At 34.2% G+C, this 20725-nt stretch carries 22 protein-coding genes; 6 read left to right on the forward strand and 16 right to left on the reverse strand.

Annotated features, from left to right (window positions below):
* Positions 1-16: 16 nt before the first annotated feature.
* The 3 genes from HNP25_RS04730 to HNP25_RS04740 form a co-directional block, all read right to left on the reverse strand.
* Entirely contained in the window at positions 17-343 is a 327-nt protein-coding gene (locus tag HNP25_RS04730) for a HesB/IscA family protein (protein WP_184131079.1), read from the reverse strand.
* A 95-nt stretch (positions 344-438) separates the two neighbouring features.
* A complete protein-coding gene (gene ctlX, locus HNP25_RS04735; RefSeq protein WP_184131082.1) occupies positions 439-1368 on the reverse strand; it encodes a citrulline utilization hydrolase CtlX in 930 nt (309 codons plus the stop codon).
* Between the two features lie 34 nt (positions 1369-1402).
* Positions 1403-2842 carry an arginine deiminase family protein gene (locus tag HNP25_RS04740; RefSeq protein WP_184131084.1) on the reverse strand — a complete coding sequence of 480 codons (1440 nt, stop codon included), beginning with the start codon at positions 2840-2842 and terminating at the stop codon, positions 1403-1405.
* A gap of 395 nt (positions 2843-3237) precedes the next feature.
* Here HNP25_RS04740 and sufC point away from each other — a divergent pair, with 395 nt between their 5' ends.
* The 6 genes from sufC (at position 3238) to HNP25_RS04770 (ending at position 8035) form a co-directional block, all read left to right on the forward strand.
* Positions 3238-4014: a Fe-S cluster assembly ATPase SufC gene (gene sufC / locus HNP25_RS04745; protein WP_184131087.1), complete on the forward strand. Its 777-nt coding sequence runs from the start codon at positions 3238-3240 to the stop codon at positions 4012-4014.
* 62 nt (positions 4015-4076) lie between these two features.
* Positions 4077-5393, forward strand: coding sequence for a Fe-S cluster assembly protein SufD (sufD, locus tag HNP25_RS04750; protein WP_184131090.1), 1317 nt, complete (start codon positions 4077-4079; stop codon positions 5391-5393).
* Positions 5394-5423: 30 nt separating this feature from the next.
* Positions 5424-6656 (forward strand): cysteine desulfurase, encoded by a 1233-nt coding sequence (locus tag HNP25_RS04755; protein ID WP_184131093.1) that lies wholly within the window; start codon positions 5424-5426, stop codon positions 6654-6656.
* Between the two features lie 46 nt (positions 6657-6702).
* Positions 6703-7122 (forward strand): SufE family protein, encoded by a 420-nt coding sequence (locus HNP25_RS04760; protein WP_184131096.1) that lies wholly within the window; start codon positions 6703-6705, stop codon positions 7120-7122.
* 48 nt (positions 7123-7170) lie between these two features.
* Entirely contained in the window at positions 7171-7482 is a 312-nt protein-coding gene (locus HNP25_RS04765) for an SUF system Fe-S cluster assembly protein (protein ID WP_184131099.1), read from the forward strand.
* 136 nt (positions 7483-7618) lie between these two features.
* The gene (locus HNP25_RS04770) at positions 7619-8035 is read left to right on the forward strand and encodes a BrxA/BrxB family bacilliredoxin (protein ID WP_184131102.1); all 417 of its coding nucleotides are present in this window, start codon (positions 7619-7621) and stop codon (positions 8033-8035) included.
* Positions 8036-8089: 54 nt separating this feature from the next.
* Here the strand turns inward: HNP25_RS04770 and HNP25_RS04775 are convergent, their stop codons facing one another.
* The 13 genes from HNP25_RS04775 to HNP25_RS04835 all read right to left on the reverse strand — a co-directional run bounded on the left by HNP25_RS04775 (position 8090) and on the right by HNP25_RS04835 (position 20694).
* Positions 8090-8752, reverse strand: coding sequence for a CPBP family glutamic-type intramembrane protease (locus HNP25_RS04775; RefSeq protein WP_221432404.1), 663 nt, complete (start codon positions 8750-8752; stop codon positions 8090-8092).
* A gap of 431 nt (positions 8753-9183) precedes the next feature.
* The gene (locus HNP25_RS04780) at positions 9184-10707 is read right to left on the reverse strand and encodes an alpha/beta hydrolase (RefSeq protein WP_184131108.1); all 1524 of its coding nucleotides are present in this window, start codon (positions 10705-10707) and stop codon (positions 9184-9186) included.
* Between the two features lie 162 nt (positions 10708-10869).
* Positions 10870-11088 (reverse strand): tyrosine-type recombinase/integrase, encoded by a 219-nt coding sequence (locus HNP25_RS04785; RefSeq protein ID WP_310587159.1) that lies wholly within the window; start codon positions 11086-11088, stop codon positions 10870-10872.
* A 235-nt stretch (positions 11089-11323) separates the two neighbouring features.
* Positions 11324-12382, reverse strand: a complete 1059-nt coding sequence (locus HNP25_RS04790) for a ligand-binding sensor domain-containing protein (RefSeq protein WP_184131111.1) — start codon at positions 12380-12382, stop codon at positions 11324-11326.
* A gap of 245 nt (positions 12383-12627) precedes the next feature.
* Positions 12628-13122 (reverse strand): phosphoribosylaminoimidazolesuccinocarboxamide synthase, encoded by a 495-nt coding sequence (locus HNP25_RS04795; RefSeq protein WP_184131114.1) that lies wholly within the window; start codon positions 13120-13122, stop codon positions 12628-12630.
* Between the two features lie 193 nt (positions 13123-13315).
* Positions 13316-13660, reverse strand: a complete 345-nt coding sequence (locus tag HNP25_RS04800) for a hypothetical protein (RefSeq protein ID WP_184131116.1) — start codon at positions 13658-13660, stop codon at positions 13316-13318.
* Between the two features lie 124 nt (positions 13661-13784).
* A complete protein-coding gene (locus HNP25_RS04805; RefSeq protein WP_184131119.1) occupies positions 13785-14804 on the reverse strand; it encodes a PDDEXK nuclease domain-containing protein in 1020 nt (339 codons plus the stop codon).
* A gap of 312 nt (positions 14805-15116) precedes the next feature.
* Positions 15117-16064 (reverse strand): hypothetical protein, encoded by a 948-nt coding sequence (locus tag HNP25_RS04810; RefSeq protein WP_184131122.1) that lies wholly within the window; start codon positions 16062-16064, stop codon positions 15117-15119.
* A 179-nt stretch (positions 16065-16243) separates the two neighbouring features.
* Positions 16244-17071 (reverse strand): hypothetical protein, encoded by an 828-nt coding sequence (locus HNP25_RS04815; protein WP_184131125.1) that lies wholly within the window; start codon positions 17069-17071, stop codon positions 16244-16246.
* Positions 17072-17930: 859 nt separating this feature from the next.
* Positions 17931-18125, reverse strand: a complete 195-nt coding sequence (locus tag HNP25_RS04820) for a hypothetical protein (protein ID WP_184131128.1) — start codon at positions 18123-18125, stop codon at positions 17931-17933.
* Positions 18126-18324: 199 nt separating this feature from the next.
* A complete protein-coding gene (locus HNP25_RS04825; RefSeq protein WP_184131131.1) occupies positions 18325-19770 on the reverse strand; it encodes a hypothetical protein in 1446 nt (481 codons plus the stop codon).
* 113 nt (positions 19771-19883) lie between these two features.
* The gene (locus HNP25_RS04830; protein WP_184131132.1) at positions 19884-20264 is read right to left on the reverse strand and encodes a hypothetical protein; all 381 of its coding nucleotides are present in this window, start codon (positions 20262-20264) and stop codon (positions 19884-19886) included.
* A 70-nt stretch (positions 20265-20334) separates the two neighbouring features.
* A complete protein-coding gene (locus HNP25_RS04835) occupies positions 20335-20694 on the reverse strand; it encodes a helix-turn-helix domain-containing protein (RefSeq protein ID WP_184131134.1) in 360 nt (119 codons plus the stop codon).
* Positions 20695-20725 lie beyond the last annotated feature (31 nt).

Consider the following 20725-nt stretch of genomic DNA (forward strand, 5'->3'; position numbering starts at 1 on the left):
AAATATTAATGATTTTTTAAACAGAGAAACTTTCGCCACATCCGCAAGTACGAGTTGCATTTGGATTTTTGAATTGAAAGCCTTTACCATTTAAACCGTCTGAAAAATCAAGTTCCGTACCTGCTAAATAAAGAATTGATTTTTTGTCAACCATAATTTTTACGCCTTTATCTTCAAAAACCATATCGGTTGTTTGTGGTTGAGATGCAAAATCAAGATTATACATCAAGCCCGAACATCCTCCTCCTTCCACGGCAACTCTAACATTAAAGTCGCTAGTAAGTCCTTCTTTTTGACGTAGTTCTATGATTTTATTGGCTGCTATTTCTGTGATCGTTACCATATCGTTATTAAAATTTATATCATGTTGTTGTTTTTCAAACGACAAAGTTAATCTGAAAGTTCATTGAAAACATTGTTGTGGAATTCAATTTAAAATTATTTCAGTGGTAAATGTACTTCTGCCATCATACAACGAGCAGAACCGCCACCATTTCCTTCTATCATCGAAAGGTCGAAATGATGAATGGTACAGTAATCTTCGAGAATTTTTATTTGTGAAGAAGTTAATGAATAATACGCTGCATTAGACATCACTAACATTTTATCTCCTTTTTCGCTTCTTACTTCAAGCATGTTGCCAGCGAATTGATTCATTTGTTCCAGCGTAATTTCAACTATTCTTTTACCATTTGATTCTAGTGAATTTCTCAATTGCAAACGCTCATCTAAGTCTGGAACAGCTTCCAAACAAACTACTGAAAACATATCGCCAACACACATCAAAACATTGGTGTGGTAAATTTGCTTGCCATTTCCATCTACTGCTTCAAAAGCTACAATTTGATAATTCGTTTTCAAAGCAAATTCAGCCAATACTTCTTGATGGGTTCTTGGTGAAATACAGGCGTAAGCAATTTTATTTTTACGGTCAAAAACCATTGAACCTGTTCCTTCCAAGAATTTCTCTTCTTGTTCAAAAGACGACAAATCAATGATTTTATTGACATAAAATTTCTCTTGAAGGCTATTTACAATTTCTTCTCTACGCTCTAATCGTCTATTTTCTGCCTGCATCGGGTAAAGCATTACTGTACCGTCGTTATGAAACGAAATCCAATTGTTCGGAAAAATAGAATCAGGAGTATGCGGATCTGGTGTATCTTCAATAACGATAATATCAACGCCCGCTTTACGGAGTTGAGCCACCATTTCATCGAATTCTTTTAAAGCAATTTCTTGTGAACTAGCTTGCGTTTCTTTACCAAAAGCTTGATTTTGAAAAGCATTCGAAGTAGCAGTTTGTTCATTGAAACCAAAACGAACTGGACGAATCATTAAAATATGAGCAGTAGTTTGATTTTGCATGGCTTTTGAAATTGTTAATTAGTGCTTGTTTTGATTATAGTTCACTTCTTAAAATGGGCATCGACATACAGTGCGAGCCACCTCTTGCTCTTGAAAGCTCTGCTGAAGGAAGCATAATGAAAGTGTTTTGAATGGTTTCAGGAGAACGTTTTCCTGATTCAAAATCATTTAATAAATCCTCCATTTTAATGGTTTCAAATCCCATTTCTTTGAAAGCCTCAAGTGTTTTATCGTTTCTATCATAACCGATAACCACACCTTCTTTCACGGCTAACAAATTACAGGAATCCGTCCATTGTTCTCTGGCTCCATAAGGAAATTCATTATTTCCTGAATAAATAAACTTCACATCCAATGGTTGACAACCAAGGTCGTAAATAGAAATTTCGGTTAATAATTCTTCCAAACTTGCAATTTCACGAGGTTCATCAGCTTGTCCACGACGAAACTGAACAATATGTACTTGTTCTGCTTTTTTAGAAGGAAGCAAACCTGCCTTAATTAATACTTCATCTTCTGCTTTCAATTGTGGTTTTGCCAAAGAACCTAGCAAGACCCAAACATTGCGTTTTACTTGCGTGAAAACCGTATCAATGTGCATATAATCACGTTTGTTAGGAATTTTCACCAAAGTGATTTTATCCACAATTTTCTTTTCAAACAAGATTTTAATTACTTGTTTTGCTGCATTTACCGTTGTTCTTTCCGAAATACCAATCAGTAAATGGTTTTTAGCGACCATCATTACATCGCCACCTTCTAGCGTAGTTTGGGCTTCGTTGGCTTCGTATTCTGGTAGCAAGAAAAGCGTTTCATTATCTGGAATTTCAATCAAATTTTTACGAACCGCATCAAAAATCGGGTGATTAAAGAAAATATATTGTACCAATAACGCTTCACGAGTACGAGCCTGCTTTTTCGGACGATTCAACAAAATATGATTGTTGATAGTAATCCCAATATCACGTGTAAAAATAAAATTTGGAATAGGAGGGAAAAGCATTTCGCCAGAAGGAGTACTTCCAGAAATTAATGTTTTAGCTAATTCGATAGGAGGAAGATTGAACAATTCATCATGTGTAGTGTACCACTCTTTTTCAATGGCACAAGCAGCAGCAACGAGTTTCATCCTTACTAAATCATTCTCCAAAATATCAGAAAGTAATTTCTGAAGTTCAATTACTTTATCAGAATTGAAATATTCAGGGTTATCTGGCTTGAAAAAATTACGATCATTATCGGCATTAATAGTAGCCAATTTACCTTTTATCTTATCAGGGTCAAGAAAATAGAGTAATGTTTTTACATAAAAATCATATTCTTGACGGCGCATGGTATCTAAATGAACGATGTCTTCAAAAAGCCAATCTTGAGCTTTTGAAGGAACAACTTTACCTAAACCACTATCGGGACTATGAATGAGCAATCGCCTAAGCGTGCCAACTTCTGAAGATACTTGGATGAGATTTTCCATAAAAATGATTGATGAAATCTGATTTCTCGCAAGTACTCATAATTTTTTAGCATTGTCAAGCCTGTTTTGAAAGGTAATTTTAAAAACATAGCCTATTGAATTTAAACTAAGTTTTCGAGCAATAATTTTTTGAGAAAATAATTTTGCCCAATAAATTTTTAGTTGTTTTAGCTTTAATATAGCTATTTTATCCTTAACAAAGCGTTAAAAATATAGTAATGACCAAACTTTTTTCATTTACTTAGAGTTGTTCTAAATAAAGTATAGTATTTAAAAAATACAATATTTAATTTTGTATCATGATTGGGAAGTTTACAATTGAGTAATCATTTTGAAATACATCAATAGGTAAATGTTAATCTCCATCAATCAAGGTTTAGAAATTAATAGATAAAATGCTCAAAATAGACAATTTACAGGCGAAAATTGGGGAAAAACAAATCCTCAGAGGAATTAATCTTGAAGTTAAGGCGGGTGAAGTACACGCAATCATGGGACCAAACGGTTCTGGGAAAAGTACTTTAGCTTCTGTGTTAGCAGGACGTGAAGACTATGAAGTAACTGGTGGAAGCGTAGATTTTAACGGAACAGATTTATTAGAATTAGCTGCTGAAGAACGTGCTGCAGAAGGTATTTTCTTAGCGTTTCAATATCCAGTTGAAATTCCAGGAGTTTCAACAACCAACTTTTTGAAAACTGCTGTAAACGAAATCCGTAAATATCGTGGCGAAGAGCCAATGGATGCTGTTCAGTTCTTGAAAATGTTCAAACAGAAAATGGCTTATGTAAACATCGACCAATCTCTTTTGAACCGTGCTTTGAACGAAGGTTTTTCGGGTGGTGAGAAAAAGAAAAACGAGATTTTCCAAATGGCTGTACTTGAACCAAAATTAGCCATTTTGGATGAAACAGATTCAGGACTTGATATTGATGCACTTCGTATCGTAGCTGAAGGAGTAAATAAATTAAAATCTCCTGATAACGCTGTGATTGTGGTTACTCACTATCAACGTTTATTGGATTATATCGTACCTGATTTTGTTCACGTTTTATACAAAGGACGTATCGTAAAATCTGGCACGAAAGAATTAGCCTTAGAATTAGAAGAAAGAGGTTACGACTGGATTAAAGCAGAAGTAGATGCTGAAGAATTGGGCGAAACTATCGCTTAATTCAATTTAGAGTTTTATTGTGTATTGGTCATTCTGATAACACAGCAATATCAATTATTAACATGGATAATAAAAATTCATTAAAGGCTCAATTAATTTCAGATTTTCAAACGATTGAAGGACGTATGAATGGTGCAGCAAAATCTGCTGTTCATCAAGTTCGTCAAGAAGCGTTGAAAACGTTTGAAACCTTGGGCTTTCCGACGATAAAACACGAAGAGTGGAAGTATTCTAATGTCAAAAACTTGGTTAATCAAGCTTTTGAATTTAATGCAGCTTCTGATTTTTCAGCACAAGATGTAGCAGATTCGTCAATTCCAAATCTTGAAGGAAATATCCTTTATTTTGTGAATGGCGTTTACAATGCAGCACTTTCTTCTATTGTAAGTCCAGCTTCAGAACTTCAAATTCTAACTTTTTCTGATGCTATCAAGCAAGAACCAGCTTTAGTTGAGAAATATTTCAATCAATATACTGATTCACAAAATAATGCTTTCACAGCATTAAATACTGCATTTGCTCATAACGGAATTTTCGTTCATGTACCTGCTAATACAGTAGTTACTCAACCAGTTATTTTAAGGTTTATTGCAGATGCTCGTAAAGTAAATGTAGCATCTCAGCCAAGAAATTTAATTGTAGTTGGGAAACGTTCAGAAGTACAGATTGCAGAAGCTTATCGTTCTTTGGGCGAAAATGCTTCATTTACCAATGCAGTAACTGAATTCTTTGTTGAAGAAGAAGCAAACGTACATTATTACAAAGTTCAGAACGAATCAGACAAGGCTTATCATATTGGTACAACATCGGTGCTACAAGCTGGTAAATCAGTTTTTACTGCCAATACTGTAACAGCAAATGGCGGTTTTGTACGTAATAACCTCAATATTAAAATTGATGGGGAGTACGCAGAAGCGAATATGTTTGGCTTATACATTCCAAACAAGAAACAGCATATTGATAACCATACTGCTGTTGATCACGCCAAACCAAATTCAGAATCTAACGAATTATATAAAGGTATTTTGAAAGATAATGCTGTTGGAGTATTCAATGGTAAAATCTTTGTTCGTGAAGATGCCCAGAAAACAAACGCTTTTCAATCTTGTAAAAACGTATTGATGTCTGAAAATGCTTCTATGAATACCAAACCACAATTGGAAATTTGGGCAGATGATGTTAAGTGTTCGCACGGTACAACTACTGGACAATTGAACGAAGATGCTTTGTTTTATATGCAAGCTCGTGGTATTTCAAAAGACTCAGCCAGAGCATTATTAATGTTGGCATTCGCTCAAGAAGTAATTGATAAGATGAAAATTCCTGCGATTAAAGAATATTTACAGGAGTTAATTGTTGATAAGATTTATCAAGGATAATTACTCACAGTAAAAAGCACCATTGAAATCATGATAACGACCGATATTTTAGACATACAAAAAATAAGAGCAGATTTCCCTATTCTTAATCAAGAAATCAACGGAAAAAAATTGGTCTATTTTGATAACGCTGCTACGACCCAAAAGCCGACGGCTGTTATCAATGCCATTGCTCATTATTATAATTTCGATAATGCCAATATTCACAGAGGAATTCATACCTTAGCTGAAAGAGCTACCCGTGATTTTGAAGCTTCGAGAGAAGCTGTTCGTGAATTTTTGGGTGCATCTTCCATTGAAGAAATCATTTTTACTTCTGGTACAACACAAGGGATTAATTTGGTGGCAAGTACTTTTGGTAGAAAATTCATCAAAGAAGGAGATGAAATCATCGTGTCGGGAATGGAACACCATTCTAACATTGTGCCTTGGCAAATGCTTTGTGAAGAAAAAGGAATTACCTTAAAAGTAATTCCTGTCACTGAACAAGGTGAGCTAGACATGGAAGCTTACGAAAATTTGCTTTCTGAGAAAGTGAAGTTAGTAGCTGTAAATCATGTGTCTAATTCATTGGGTACTATTAATCCAGTAAAAGAAATCATCGCTTTAGCCCATGAATATGGTGCAAAAGTTTTGATTGATGGTGCTCAGGCTACTTCACATTTTAATATTGATGTGCAAGATTTGGATGCTGATTTCTATGCTTTTTCGGCTCATAAATTGTATGGACCAACGGGTATGGGTGCTTTGTATGGTAAAAAAGAGCTTTTGAATGCGATGCCTCCGTATATGGGTGGTGGTGAAATGATCAAGGATGTTTCTTTCGAGAAAACTACTTATAATGAATTGCCATATAAGTTTGAAGCAGGCACGCCAAATATTGCTGATGTTGTAGCCTTAAAAACAGCTTTAGAGTATGCTGATGCACTTGGAAGAGAGAATATTGCTGCCCATGAAGATATGCTTTTGAGTTATGCTACAGAACAATTATCAGAAATTGAAGGACTAAGAATTATTGGGCAAGCTAAGAAAAAAGTATCTGTATTGAGTTTCGTCATTGATGGAATTCATCATCAAGATATTGGAGTGTTGCTTGATAATCAAGGAATTGCTGTAAGAACGGGACACCACTGTACACAGCCTTTGATGCAAAGATTTAATTTGCTTGGAACTTCAAGAGCTTCTTTTGCCGTTTATAACACGATTGAAGAAGTAGATAGATTAGTAGCAGGTATTCATCGAGTAAAAAAAATGTTATTATAGTTTGAAAACAGCACAACACTATTTTCAAAACTATACAAAAGAATTTATGACTATCAACGAAACACAAGATGAAATCATTGAGGAATTTGCACTTTTTGACGATTGGGCAGATAAATATGAATACATCATTGATTTAGGAAAAAAACTAAAAGGCTTGCCAGAAGAGCAAAAAACCGAAGATAATATCATAAAAGGTTGCCAAAGTAGAGTTTGGCTAAATGCTCGTTTTGAAAATGGCGAACTTTTTTTTGATGCAGATTCAGAAGCGATTATTGTAAAAGGATTGGTGAATATGTTAATCAGGGTATTATCTGGGCATACTCCTAATGAAATTAATGCTGCTGATTTGTATTTCATTGATAAAATTGGAATGACTTCACATTTGGCTCAAACTCGCTCAAACGGTTTGGCTTCAATGGTAAAGCAAATGAAAAATTATGCTATCGCTTACGGCTTGAAAGCTTAATTATTTACTAAATATAATCCTAGAATTTCATTATTATTGATAGAAATCATGTCGGAAGTTGAATTAAAAGAAGAAGTAATCAGAGCATTGAAAGGAGTATATGACCCAGAAATTCCTGTGGACGTTTATGAACTTGGCTTGATTTACGATATTAAAATTTTTCCTGTAAATAATGTTTACGTATTAATGACTTTAACTTCGCCTTCTTGCCCATCTGCTGAAGCAATTCCTGTTGAAGTTGAACAAAAAATACGTGAAATTGAAGGTGTAAGCGAAGTGAGTGTAGAATTAACTTTTGACCCACCATATTCACAAGACATGATGTCTGAGGCAGCCAAATTGGAACTCGGTTTTATGTAATTGTGTTTTGAATCAGATTGCCCACGAGTGATTATTTATCACAAGTTTTTTTATTATAAGACAAATCATATTTGAAGTGTTTCTTTGAAGGACAATTTTCAAATTGACTATTTTTCAAATTTTCAAACTTTATATTATGTACCCAGAACATTTAGTAGCTCCAATGCGTGCTGACATCGTAGAAGGAGGATTCACAGAATTAAAATCAGCTACAGAAGTTGATCAAGTATTAGCTGAAAAAGGAACAACTTTAGTGTTTATCAACTCAGTTTGTGGTTGTTCAGCTCGTACTGCTCGTCCAGGTGTAAAAGAAGCTGTTTGGAACGCTGCCAAAAAACCAGAACATTTAGTAACGGTTTTTGCGGGTGTTGACCAAGAAGCAACTCAAAAAGTACGTGAATATCATTTACCATATCCTCCATCGTCACCTTCAGTAGCATTGTTTAAAGACGGTGAGTTGGTTCATTTTGTAGAGCGTCATCACATCGAAGGTCGTTCGGCAGAAATGATTGCTGGACACTTAGAAATGGTTTTTGATGAATTCTGTGCTTAGTCACAAAACCTTTCCCATAAAAAAAGAGGCTTTCGATTACGAAAGCCTCTTTTTTTATGGGGTCATTCTTATCAAATTCGTCATAAAGTTAAGCACATTATGAGAAACTAATGGCTGTAAGATACTTTTACTCTTTATGGTTATCCAACTCCAAACATAACCATATACAAATGTGGATAAAAAAGATAAATAATCAAATTTAAAACTAAATTCATCCGTCAGTTTTAGTCCATGTAAAAGCCCAAAAAGTAATCCAATGATTAAAACACTAGGACTACCCAAATTCAATTTCCCAACCTTTATATGCTCATTTAAACAAGTTAATAATAGACCCAATAAAATTGCTCGAAACATTATTTCTTCATCCAATCCAGGCATTGTCAATTGAAACAAAAGTGTTTCTTTATCCATTGTTAGTGAAGTATCAAAGTAAGAAAAAAAGGCGGTGCAACTAATTAAAACAGTCGCTATAATTGTTTTTTGGAAGTATTGCGGTGCTTGTTCTATCTGTATGAAGTTGTAAGGTGATATTTTTTTTCGCAGGACAATGTAAACTAAAACGCCAAAAATAATTCCCAAAAGTTTTCCAGTCCAATTCCATTGTCCGTTCGTGATTTTTAACTGAGTATATTGCATAGGAAGTCGAACAACAATTTCATGAGCAATAAAAGTTATTATAAAAACTCCCAAAGTTTTAAAATGCGATTTATCTTTCATGAAAACAATCATGAATGGTATAGTAATCAACATTGGTAATAACCCTTCAATAAATACTAGACCTTCCATTTTACTGTCTTTTTTAAAATTACCACAAACATTCTATAGCTTAGTGCTTTAGCCCAACTATGACCAAACTTATTTTCAGCCTTTGTTGCAGTTTTCTCCAACGAATTGAGCATCAGCAATAAACAAATGTAGTAGAATGCAAAGTAACGAGTTGCTTACGCTCGTGTTGTTGGTCTTGGCGACCCCGTGAAAACACCAACAACGGCGGAAATATGGCTGCTAACGGTTTGCTGCTTGGCGATGGTAGGGCATTTGGAATACGTTAGCCCAATATTTGCACAAATAACTGATAGAATCACAAATGTTGAGTTTATTACTGTCAGCCCCACTATTGCCAATATGAGGTTAGCAGCCGTATTTCGTCACTCGTATCCATATTTTTTTAAAAATGCTTTCCTTAATTCGGATACTTTTCCGGAAAATCTTCTGTCAAACCAGATAGCATGCGGTGCTCCTTTTAATGTGTGAAACTCAAAATCGTTTCCAAGTTTTTCCATCTCTTCTGCAAAAGCTTTTGCTGATGCATAGTCAACGCTATGGTCATCAGTCCCATGAATGATAAGCATAGGGGGAAGCCCTGTTCTTAAAAGATGAATAGGTGATATTTTCTTTGCCAAAGATTTGTCCGCAAGGTCTCTGGTTATCCAATCCGTACTACTTTCAGAATACAAACTGTAAACCCCAGCATTAACCAATAAAAGATTTGGTGTAGCATTGTAATTCAAATTATCGCTCTCTTCATTCCATTCGTTTGCCAAAGCAGTAGTTAAAACTAAATGCCCGCCTGCTGAATTTCCTGTGGCCACAATTCGGGCTGTGTCGATATTGTAAGTGTCTGCGTTTATTCGCAACCAACGGATAGCACTTCTTGCATCTTTTACCGCTTCAAAAGGGGTGGTTTCGTGACGGTCTGCCAGTCTGTATTCCACTGATACGCCAACCCAACCTTTTTTTGCATAACTATCGCAACTATAAAAAGCCCATTCGGGATTTCCCTTTGTCCAGCTACCACCACTGAAATAAACCATTACGGGGCTTTTCTTAGTTTTATCAATGCTGTCAGGAAGAAAGATGTGGATATCGAGGTTGTACCCGTCAACAGTTTTATAAGTCTTGATAAGATGGTCTTTTCGTGCATTAGCACTTTCTGTATACATCGAGTCAATGGTTTTCTTGTAAGCTTCGTTCTTGCAGGTGATGAGGAATTTAGAAACGATACCATCCAAGTTTTTGGTACCCCAGTCATCTATATGGGCAAAGAGATAATGATACTGCCAATACTCTTTACACTCTTGATTTGTAAAGTATTTAGGAATTAAATTTAGATAAGCATCAAGTCTTTTGTTATCAGATTTTTTATAGATGTCTTTTTTTACTTCATCTGAGGACTTATGTCTTAAAAAGCCTTCGATATAGCCTTTAACATCGCTGATTGAAAGTAATGTTGGATTATTAAAGTCTGGCAGATGTTTGTCAAGCTTTTTTTGAACAGATTTAGAGAGTTTAACTTTATTACCAGTATGGTTCTCATGGAAATAGGGGTAATCTTGAATTATTCTATCGAAGAAATATTCAATTTCTCTTCGTTCGTTAGGGATAAAATTTTTATCTAACTTTTGAAAATGTACCGCATATTTATTTGTCATTTTCATGAAAGGTTGTTTTAGTGAATCAACCTTTTTTAGAAATAAGGATTCATTTAAAGAATAGATTTCGGGTCTGTGAGGATAATAGGCTTCTGATAAAGCGGAACTAAGAATTTTCATATCTGCATCATAAGATTTTCGCAGAGAGTCGGCTTTTTGTTTGTCCTGTCCAAAACAAGTAAATGCCAAGAAAAGAATGAATGTTGTCAAAATTATTCTCATAAATTTAGAATTTGTCATTATGTAAGATTTTTTAATATGGCTGCTAACGAGCGTATAACCGCCATACGCTCTGTTTTTTATAGTTTATGGCGGTTATATCGCATGTATCTGAACCTATTTCTGATTTTTGTTTGATTCAAATCTATTTCTAAAACTAAGTATTTTTTCTAAATGTCTAACTTATCCAAAGGACTTTTTATCTGAGCAAAACCTTTGGTGGTAATGTGGGTGTAAATTTCTGTGGTCTTTGAAGAGGAATTGTCCTAAAAGACTTTGTATATACCGTATATCTGTCTCATTTTCAAGTAAATGCGTCGCAAAGCTATGCCTTAAAGTATGTACACTCATATCTTTGGTGATGCCTGCCTTTTGAACGGAGGCATGGAAAATATGCTGAATACTCCTTGTTGAATATTGCTCTCCAAGTTTTAGACCTTCAAAAAGTAGTACTTATGACATGACTCAAAGTCAGCTGTTAACTCTCTAATATGCAAAAGAGAGACTGCATTTTATGATTGTTCCATTTGTTAAACTTGGAACAGCTAGGGTGATATTTCATTGTCCTGCTCTTCTTATGTAAATTCCCATGTTAGCTGCTGCCATATCTTTCGTTTGGTAGAATTTTGCTTTATATCTATTTATCATACTGAGAAAATGTCGTAAAATTTTTGCCGTCATACAGACTTAAACCAAAAAACTTTGTTCCAAACCATAGGTTGCCTTCTTTGTCTTCCAAAACATTCATAACCGCATTATTTATTAGTCCGTCTTTTTCATTAAAGTTTTTAATGGTCTTTCCATCATAACGCCATATCCCATCCTTTTCGGTCGTGAACCAAAAATCACCTTTTTTATCTTCCAAAATAGCGTAAGCCCCTCCGCTTTCAAAACCCTCATGTCTTCCAATGGTGATAAATGTTTTTCCATTGTAACGGCAAACTCCGTGGTTTCTTGTCGCAAACCAAATATTCCCTAAATGGTCTTCTGTGATTGAAAAAATCATATCATCAGAAATATAATCTTGCGTTTTAATAAAAGACTTGATGTTCTGGATGAAATTTAAAGAATTCTCAGTGTTGCCACTTCTTCTTTTGTCTTGGTTTGTTTTATAATAGTCTAAAGATGGAAGAAAATTCTTAAAACTTTTTCCGTCATATTTCCATACGCCACCGCCATTCCAAGAACTAAACCATAAGTTTCCATTTCTATCTTGTATAATATCACTGATATAATTCTCGTACTTATCACCAAAGAATGGGTGCTCGTGCTTATAAAGAAAATTAGAAACATTCGTTCCGTCATACCGGTAAATACCTTTATTCATCACGCCAAACCAAATGTTACCCGCTCGGTCTTCTAAAAGACTGGTAATACTCAGAGTGTCCGTCATAGGAACATTTGTAAAGTTTTTTCCATCATACTTACATATTCCTCTATTGGTTCCAAATAAAATATTTCCTGCTCTGTCCTGTATAATTGAACCTACATTATTGTTGCACAAACCGTCTTTGGTAGTAAAATTGATAAATGATTTTCCGTCATAACGATAAGCACCTTCTCCACAAATGCTAAACCATAAGTTGCCGTCTTTGTCAAGAAGCTGACAAACTACATTCTCGGACTGTGTTCCTAAAGTCCGAACAATCTTTGTGTGTTGTTCCTTTTTAGTGGTTGAATTTGTATTGTTTGTCATTTTGTTTGTTGAAGTCTGCCCGTTACAAGATGTAAAAGACATAGATACCAATAACAAAGAAAAGATTGGAATTTTAAATTTGTATATTGTCATTTGTCTAAACATTTCTATAAGAGGTTTTATTTTTTTGCTTTGCAGGTTGTCACTAATGGTAACAGCTAAAGGTTTGGGGCTTGGCGAAGAAGCGGATTTTGAAGCACTAAACTGTCTTCCAGCACTGAACCCGCTTTTTTGTCAAACGCCTCTTAGCAGTTAGTTATTAATTTTTCGTCTCTCATTATTTTAATTGCTTTCTCCGTTTCAGTTTGTCCGTTTGTCAGTGAACCTGGAAGCATTATTAATCGTTTTTTTACTTTGCCTTGATCATCTTCAAATAGCACTTCAAATCTTGAACGTGTCAAACCGACAATCGCTTTTTTTAATTTAACTTCTTTAATTTTTTGTCTGTCTATAATTGGTGTCGCAGAGTTATTTATACTATTTACTATTCCGTAAACTAAATAAACTCCCAAAAATCCGAATAATATTGGTTGTGCTATTTGTCCGTTTCTATAATTATCAAATGCGAAATAAAAAAGTCCTATTGATAGTCCACCGTAAATAATTAGTATTCTTGAAATGTTATTTCCAACTGACACGGTCGTAACCTTTCCGATAATTCCGTCACGTGTCAGAACGATTTTGTCAGGCAAAATATGGCAAAAGCCCGTCTTTGTTTTAAATGTTTTTTCGTTGTCCATTGTTTTTGGTGTCGTCCGGTATAATGACCGCTAACTCGCTAATATGCGAAAGTTTTGTAGTACTTTTTGTATTGTTATTGATTTAAAACTCCAATCTACCTATTCCCAAATGCAATCAAAAACATTCAACCTATGAATCACAAAGACTGCATTTTATTATTGTTCCATTTGTTAAACTTGGAATGGCGAGGTTTTAGTCAGCTTGTCCATTTACAAACATTATTACGATTAGAAATATTGACGAAAGTAATGCAATGAAAAGTCCCGTTTTGTTTCTTTTAAAAGTTGTCCAAATGCCAGCAACAAATGCAGAAAGAAAACCAAGTCCAAAAGCAAAACTTACTTTTGCGTAAAGGTCAGCAGTTTCGTAATACCAAGGAACGGAACCTTCCCCCCCAAATGGATAGTTTGTTGTCTGCTTGAGTAAACCAATTGTTACAAATTCTTTCAAGTTCATAAATGTCATAAGTCCAGATAACAGAAATGTCAGTCCTGCTAAAAGCCAAAATTTAATGTCGATATGTTGTTGTGTCGTCATTTACACTTGCCTATAAGGGTGGATAATTTTAGGTACAAGTGACGCTTTGCTTGATACTTGCACCATTTTGTGTAGCAAAGTCAAAACTCTTATTCTTAATAACATTTTCTTTTATAATTGACAATTAACCATTAATCATTTTATTTCGTTCTATTCTTTCTCTGGCTTCAATTAAAATGCTGTGTATTTTTTGTTCCAATTGTTTTTTAGGTGGAAGTTCTGTCCAGTATTCTGCTACCATTATGCCGTCTTTGTGCATTTCTAATAATTCTATTTGCTCACGGCTGCTTTCTGCACATAGTATTAAACCAATGGGGGTGTTTTCGCCTTCGGCTTTTTCGTATTTGTTTAGCCATTTTAGGTAGAGTTCCATTTGCCCTTTGTGTTGGGCTTCAAACTTGCCCAACTTCAATTCTATGGCTACTAATCGCTTTAAATTGCGGTGATAAAAAAGTAAGTCTAAATGGAAATCTTCGCCATCTATTATCATTCGTTTTTGGCGTTCTACAAAGGCAAAGCCTTTGCCTAATTCCAGTATAAAGGCTTCTAATTCTCGTAAAATGGCAGCTTCTAAATCTTTTTCTAAATAGGTGTTTTGCAGTCCTAAAAAATCTAAAAAGTAAGGGTCTTTAAACGTATTGTGTATGGCAGGGTGATTACTGGTGTTTTGTAAATTGGCTATGCTGCTTCGTTCAAATGTTTTGGTACTTATTTGTTTGCGTAAATCCCTTACGCCTAATGTTTGTGCTGCTGATGCTTGGGCATAAAACAGTTTTGCTTCTTGATCTTTTAAAGGCAATAACTCTACAAAATGAGACCAACTTAATTGTCGTGCCAGTGGAACGACAATTGACAAATCTGGAAATTGCTCGGCAAATTTTATCATACGCCTTACATTTTTCTCTGTAAAGTTCCGCCCGAACCTAATTTCCAATTGTGCCGACACTGTCGGCACAATTTGTTTGCCATAATCTGCTCGTTTGTTTTGTAGTATATCTTCATTGATACGCTTGCCTACTTGCCAAAACAATAGCGTAAGGGTACTATTGGCTTGTGCCACTACTTGTTGATGGCTTTGTTCTATAAGCAGCGACAGCTCGGTTACTAAAACCTGTTCTGTTTGATTAGCTATTTTTTTACTCATAGCGTTTCTTTTTTAAGATTATTCACCCTCACTTTTCCCCTTAATAAATCTTGCATTAAACCAGTTTTTAAGGATTGAGCACCTATGGAACTTGCTTTTAATCCTCTTTATAAACTGAGGTAATTTTAGGTACAAGTGACGCTTCGTTTGAAACTTGCACCATAAGGAGAAAAATTTGAGCGTGACGCTCTTTTTGTTTTATGTCTTAGGAAAACCTAAGACCAGTGGCAGACCAGTTGCAGTTTAAGTTCAACATTTGTTTCATGGTTTGGCTTTCAGCCACCACGAAACTTTAGCTATTGGCGGCTGTTTTTATTTCCAAAATTGCCACCATTTTTTTTCTGGGTCAATCTCTTCAAAGCCTTGTTGCGGAGTTGAATTGTTATCCAAAGGGGCAATTTGTCTGTTTTTATAATAAAATTTTAGCGAAGTTTTCGAGTTCGTCAAAGCCTGAATTAAAGTCTGTGCCATTTCGTTTTCGTCAATTTGAGTTACATAACTTTGACATTTGTCTGTCAATATTTTGTCTAATTTCATTTCTCCGCCTAAATGATACGATACTTCACCACCAAATACTTTTCGTTGCATAATCATAGCCATAACTTGCTGAAAAGATGTGTTCACATTTTCTGTAAGCTCCTCTATTGACTTGCTTTTAAGTTCTACTTTGTAATTGTTAGTTTTACCGTTTTCAGTGATAATAAAGTTGTCTTTGCCTCCATCGTCTTCAAGGTTTTCTCCTGCCATAGCAACTATTTCACCATCGTTAACTAAGAATACTTTATCAGAAATTGGGTCTTGTTGAGGGTTGTTGTAATACTTTTGAATAATTGCTGGGAATTTTAATCTGATTTCAGAATTAGAATCTGTCGCAATTAAATGCCCTTTGAATGGAATTCCAACCATTAGACTTTTACTTCCAATTAATTGTCCAACTTGTTTCATAAAATCTGAATCAAGTATTTTTTCACTTGCATATTCGTGCCCAACAACAAAAGCAATTTTAGTTCCTTGTGCGTCTTGAACCTCAATTGATGGTTGAATTTCTTTTAGGTTGTCAAATGCTTGTCGCTTTAAAATTGGAAAACGATTTTTATAATCTTCTTCGTCACTTGCTCCTTCATAAGATATTCGATTGCCTTCGTCAGTTCCAAAGGCAATTACTGGTGAAGAAGAACTTTCAAATAAAAATTCCTTGAAGAATAGTGGTACCTCTTGTCTGTAACCTGTCGGTTTTAAAATTGGTAATAATTGTCTCATTGTAAATTTTATGTTTTTTTAATTTTAGAGTGTCCTTAAAATAGCCACCAACGACTCAAATATGCGTAGTGCGGGATTTCAAGGTACTTCACTATCAAATCGCTATGCTGTTTATTAAATGCTTTAAAGTTCAAATTATCACATCGCCCCGCATTACGTATATTTATTGTTAGGCAAAGTTATTTTTTTATCAATTCTAATATTATTGGTAATCCTATTTCTTTAGCTGTCTTAAATGCACCATCGCCAAAATTCTTCAAATATGTTTTTAGTGAGGATTCGTCTTTTTTTTCAGAAGCTCTAATTGCATTTAGAATTAATTCTAAGTCTTCCTTATTTGAATTGTTATTCTGGGCTTCTAATCCCTTGTATAATTTATTCAGTTCTATTAATGTGTTATGATATTCCTGCTCTGATAATTTTCTGTCGTCTGTCGGGAAATTTATTGTTAATTGAACTTGTTTTGTGAGCTTTAAATCTATTGATGTTTTAAATTCGTCTCTTTTTGCTTTACTTAATTTATCTTGATAATCTTTCTGTGGTATTGCCAACACTTGTACCTTTATCTTTTTATGCGATTCTCGAGCTAGTGATTTGTCGATATATGTTATTAATTCTGTTTTTAGAACTCTCCTATCATTTAAAAGTGTGCCTGGAAAATATTTGATTAATTGAGTATCACCGTATGATTCTTCGACTCCTTGAGGTAAATCAATATCAGCAATTTCATTGTAAAATCTGATTTGACCTTTTCTAACTTGTTTCGGATTAACGCAAAATTGAACTTCTAACTCCTTAATCCTGTCTTTAAGTTCAACGTTATGTGCAAAATGCCTATGGTCAATATGAATATTCATAGTGTGAACATAAACAAAGAAATTTTCAATATTGAAGTTTGTTAAAGCTGTCAAATTAAGAGCCTTGGTCTTTAGATAACTTAATTCTAGAGGGTCTAATATTTGTTTGAATTGTACTTTTATTCCAAAAAATTTCTCAAGATTAGTCATTGGTCATTATGCTTTAATTACTCTATTTATTTAAGTAGGTAATATGTTTTAATTTTGCCTAACGAACAGGGCTTTGTGCAGGTTGGGAAATAGAATTCCGTCTGCCTGTAACCGCTGCTGATTGAAAAACAAATGTACAAATAAAGTACAAAAGATGATTGAAAGACCTTCGCTGTTCCAAGGAAGTCTTCAGACTTGGAACGTTATATAAAAAGCAGTCTTCGACTGCTCAATAAATTAAAACACCAATCTACCAATTCCCAAATACAATCAAAAATATTCAATGCACAAACCACAAAAAACTTATTATACGGTAAGTTTTCTTGGTATAATGCAAATTATGGGAGTAGTAAATTGATAACAGCATTTTGTGCATAAGCACTTACAAAGTGATAATAGCCACTTACATTGAGTGAATAGCCATATTATTTTAGGTATATGCCATTTACATTGAGTGAATAGCCCTATTATTTTTGATAATTGCCACTTACATTGAGTGAATAGCCATATCACTTTTGATAATAGCCATTTACATTGAGTGAATAGCCGTATTATTTTTGATAATAGTCATTTACATTGAGTGAATAGCCCTATTGCTTTTGATAATAGCCACTTGCATTTATATTTTGCCAATGCTTTATTTCCCAATACAGAAAATATAAAATATTGATTTTCAGTAATTTAGATTTGGTAATTGCAAAAAGGTACAAATAGGGTACAAAGGGTTGCCCAAATTCACTAAAATCAAACTTTAGACCCCACCCCCTAAAAAGTTAAATGAATATATTTGCACCCACTCAGGCGATTGTCAAGGCTATTTTGATAAGGATTTCAACGCCCCCCCCTGCTTGTTTTCTTGTTAAGCATTAAAACTAACATCAAAATCAATACTACTTAGTTCTAAATTGTGGAAGTTGGTAAGTAAGTTTTTTATTTTAACTTGAAGTTGTTCCAAGCTTTCAGCACTTTCTATAAGTAAATTATCCTCATAATTCACACGCCCCCAAAGTACGCCTTCCTTTGTACTTTCAATTATTAATTTGATTTTTTCCATGTTGGTATTAGCTACTACATCATAGCTTATTTTAGATTAGTTTACACTTACTCTTTTATGTTTTTGACTTATGGTTTGAGATGATTTAAAATAAAACCCTACTAAGAATTATATCAAAGTAGGGTTTTGCAATTTAATACATTCAGATAGATAACTAAAGTCTTTACAATATTTCAAGTGTATTGATAACTTCAAACTATCAATCCAATTCATTCATATTTTCAGTTGTTAGCACTTCTAACATTTCAATAGCCTTCACGCCCGTCAATAGTTCTGGATGCGTTACATTAGGCTCATTATAAAGCGTTGGGGATTCGTGGAGTATTTCAACGCTTAGAACAGAATCCAAGTACTCACGTGTAACAGCAATTTCCGAACTGTGCAATGTATCGGTATAAGGTTCTAAGTTGTCAGGATTTCTGTAAGTTACTCTCAACCATTTATCTTGTTTTATGGCTCTCATTATTTTAGCTTTAAAAGTTCGTCTCTTGTTACTGTCTTTGTTTCTACATTTTTTTGCTTCTGGATTTGTACTTTTCCTACAAAATATACTGTTTGGATAACTATTGATTATTTCCTTTCCGCAAGACTTACAATACTGTCTAAAAACACTCTTTTCTAATTTTTCTTTCTCACTATATTCTGGCACGTCTTTTTGTAACGTTTGCACCCTATATTCAAGTGATGTAAACGTTACATTTTCTTGTGCTTCAATGGTTGAAAAATCAGGTGTAAACGTTACGGTTTTATATGCTTCTTTTGGGTCATTTAAAAGTATTTTCCATTCATCAAGAACCCTTGTTTTTAAATCTCTCTGAAAATCAAAAGCATTGCATTTTTTCAAGATTCTTGCAAGCGTTAATCTTTTATCGAATCGCTGTTTACGTGTATAACTCTTCCATGTGTACGTTTTACCCATCGAATGAAAATTTATCTTTTGTTTCTGAGTCAGACTTGATAAATCGGTATCAGGAGGGACAAATATTGTATCATTTATAGCATCTATCAATAAATCAACTAATGAACTAACCTTTGTCTTATCTGTCAGGTCAAACAGCGTACTAATTCCATACTCTTGTAAAACTCTCATCTTTGAAACATGATATTCCACCCTAATTAGTTTTTTGGGTAAACCACAAACAAAACCTTTATCATACATCTTGATTTCGTAGCCGTCACGCACGCACACAACCCCAATTTTCCTATTCTTATTAATAGCCTCATAGGGTTTGTTTTTATGCACTACAACCGATTGAATAAGCTTTTGAACCTTGTAAGGCAATTCTAAATTAACCCCAAATTCTAACGAGTGTAAATTAGCTTGTCTTGAATCAATGCCAAAAACGGTAAATAACTCTCCAACGATTTCAATACAATCGCTAAAAGTAAAACGGTCGTAATTGTGTTTACCTTCATTTCGGTAACTATGAATTGAACCACTTAACAACATGGTGTATCCTTCATATTTTAGAGAGGGTAAAAGCTCAAAAGTTAAACCCTGATACTTTGCAATACGTTTCCCTTTTAATATTTCTCCGCTGTTTTCTACCACTTGCAAAGGAAAACCCGAATCCCTCAAAATAGGGTTTTCAAGCCATACTTTAGGCAATATGCTTTTAACCTCGACATTTATAAAATCGAACATAATAAAAGGAAATACAGGAAGATTTAAAATGAATTATTGGGAATGTCCAATTAGTTAGTAACTACGTTTTGAACAGTACATTTGTGTAACTTATAGGAGTTAAAGAGTTTACCTCATACTTCAATTATTAGGTCAATTAAGTGACCTAAAGCAGTTTCTAAATGATTTTCTATCACTATTATCCATTCAGTACTACAAATAGACGCTGAACGTTTACACTCACACAAAAGCCTTTGAGTTTCATTTGTACAGTGTTTTAAGCTTGCAAGCAAAGAAGCATTATTAAACCAATCTAAATCTAATGTTGGGTTAATAATTGGAATGTTATTTAAAGTCTCAGAAATAACCTCTAAGCTATCTATAAACTCTAAAGCAGTACATTCCTTTGCTTCAATCTTTAACGTGGCTGTCATGTCAAAAATAGAGGTCAATACTTCATTTAATCCGTTGAGATATTCAAGGATTAATTTTTTATCACTAATTTTTTGTTTCATTTTGGTACGTTTTAAAAATTGTAAAGAAGATTTGATAAAAGCCAAAGGCAATAAAAACGAATAGGCAATTTTATTTCCTTGCTCTTAATGATTCAAGATGTTTCTCCGCTTCAATTCTTAAAGCTTCCCTTTCTCGTTCTTTAGTCTGTTTACGTCCTGATTTTAAATACTCATCAATATCAGATTTCAAGAAAAGTACTCGTTTGCCTTTCTTAACAAATGGAATTTTTCTGACTGAAACCCAACCGTAAATTGTGGCTAAAGCTGGGCGGTCTGGTAGGTAATTACGTAGTCCCTCAATATCAAACCATTGGTCGTTTTGTTCGGGAATAATTTGATTTTGGGTACAATTTTTAATATCTATTAAGATATTTTCTATTTGACCTAAACGAGATTCGATACTATCGAATGGATTATAATTTTGAGCCATTTTTATTTTTTTTATTGTTTATTAATGGCTC

This window comes from Arcicella rosea (assembly GCF_014204325.1).
In the GTDB taxonomy this organism is placed as follows: Bacteria; Bacteroidota; Bacteroidia; order Cytophagales; family Spirosomataceae; genus Arcicella; species Arcicella rosea_A.

Coding starts and splice junctions, on each gene's coding strand:
- HNP25_RS04775 (WP_221432404.1), bottom strand. CDS start 8,752: ATGAAAGATAAATCGCATTTTAAAACTTTGGGAGTTTTTATAATAACT.
- HNP25_RS04800 (WP_184131116.1), bottom strand. CDS start 13,660: ATGACGACACAACAACATATCGACATTAAATTTTGGCTTTTAGCAGGA.
- HNP25_RS04740 (WP_184131084.1), bottom strand. CDS start 2,842: ATGGAAAATCTCATCCAAGTATCTTCAGAAGTTGGCACGCTTAGGCGA.
- HNP25_RS04825 (WP_184131131.1), bottom strand. CDS start 19,770: ATGTTCGATTTTATAAATGTCGAGGTTAAAAGCATATTGCCTAAAGTA.
- HNP25_RS04790 (WP_184131111.1), bottom strand. CDS start 12,382: ATGACAAACAATACAAATTCAACCACTAAAAAGGAACAACACACAAAG.
- HNP25_RS04755 (WP_184131093.1), top strand. CDS start 5,424: ATGATAACGACCGATATTTTAGACATACAAAAAATAAGAGCAGATTTC.
- HNP25_RS04795 (WP_184131114.1), bottom strand. CDS start 13,122: ATGGACAACGAAAAAACATTTAAAACAAAGACGGGCTTTTGCCATATT.
- HNP25_RS04820 (WP_184131128.1), bottom strand. CDS start 18,125: ATGGAAAAAATCAAATTAATAATTGAAAGTACAAAGGAAGGCGTACTT.
- sufD (WP_184131090.1), top strand. CDS start 4,077: ATGGATAATAAAAATTCATTAAAGGCTCAATTAATTTCAGATTTTCAA.
- HNP25_RS04830 (WP_184131132.1), bottom strand. CDS start 20,264: ATGAAACAAAAAATTAGTGATAAAAAATTAATCCTTGAATATCTCAAC.
- HNP25_RS04780 (WP_184131108.1), bottom strand. CDS start 10,707: ATGACAAATTCTAAATTTATGAGAATAATTTTGACAACATTCATTCTT.
- HNP25_RS04770 (WP_184131102.1), top strand. CDS start 7,619: ATGTACCCAGAACATTTAGTAGCTCCAATGCGTGCTGACATCGTAGAA.
- sufC (WP_184131087.1), top strand. CDS start 3,238: ATGCTCAAAATAGACAATTTACAGGCGAAAATTGGGGAAAAACAAATC.
- ctlX (WP_184131082.1), bottom strand. CDS start 1,368: ATGCAAAATCAAACTACTGCTCATATTTTAATGATTCGTCCAGTTCGT.
- HNP25_RS04805 (WP_184131119.1), bottom strand. CDS start 14,804: ATGAGTAAAAAAATAGCTAATCAAACAGAACAGGTTTTAGTAACCGAG.
- HNP25_RS04730 (WP_184131079.1), bottom strand. CDS start 343: ATGGTAACGATCACAGAAATAGCAGCCAATAAAATCATAGAACTACGT.
- HNP25_RS04810 (WP_184131122.1), bottom strand. CDS start 16,064: ATGAGACAATTATTACCAATTTTAAAACCGACAGGTTACAGACAAGAG.
- HNP25_RS04765 (WP_184131099.1), top strand. CDS start 7,171: ATGTCGGAAGTTGAATTAAAAGAAGAAGTAATCAGAGCATTGAAAGGA.
- HNP25_RS04760 (WP_184131096.1), top strand. CDS start 6,703: ATGACTATCAACGAAACACAAGATGAAATCATTGAGGAATTTGCACTT.
- HNP25_RS04835 (WP_184131134.1), bottom strand. CDS start 20,694: ATGGCTCAAAATTATAATCCATTCGATAGTATCGAATCTCGTTTAGGT.
- HNP25_RS04815 (WP_184131125.1), bottom strand. CDS start 17,071: ATGACTAATCTTGAGAAATTTTTTGGAATAAAAGTACAATTCAAACAA.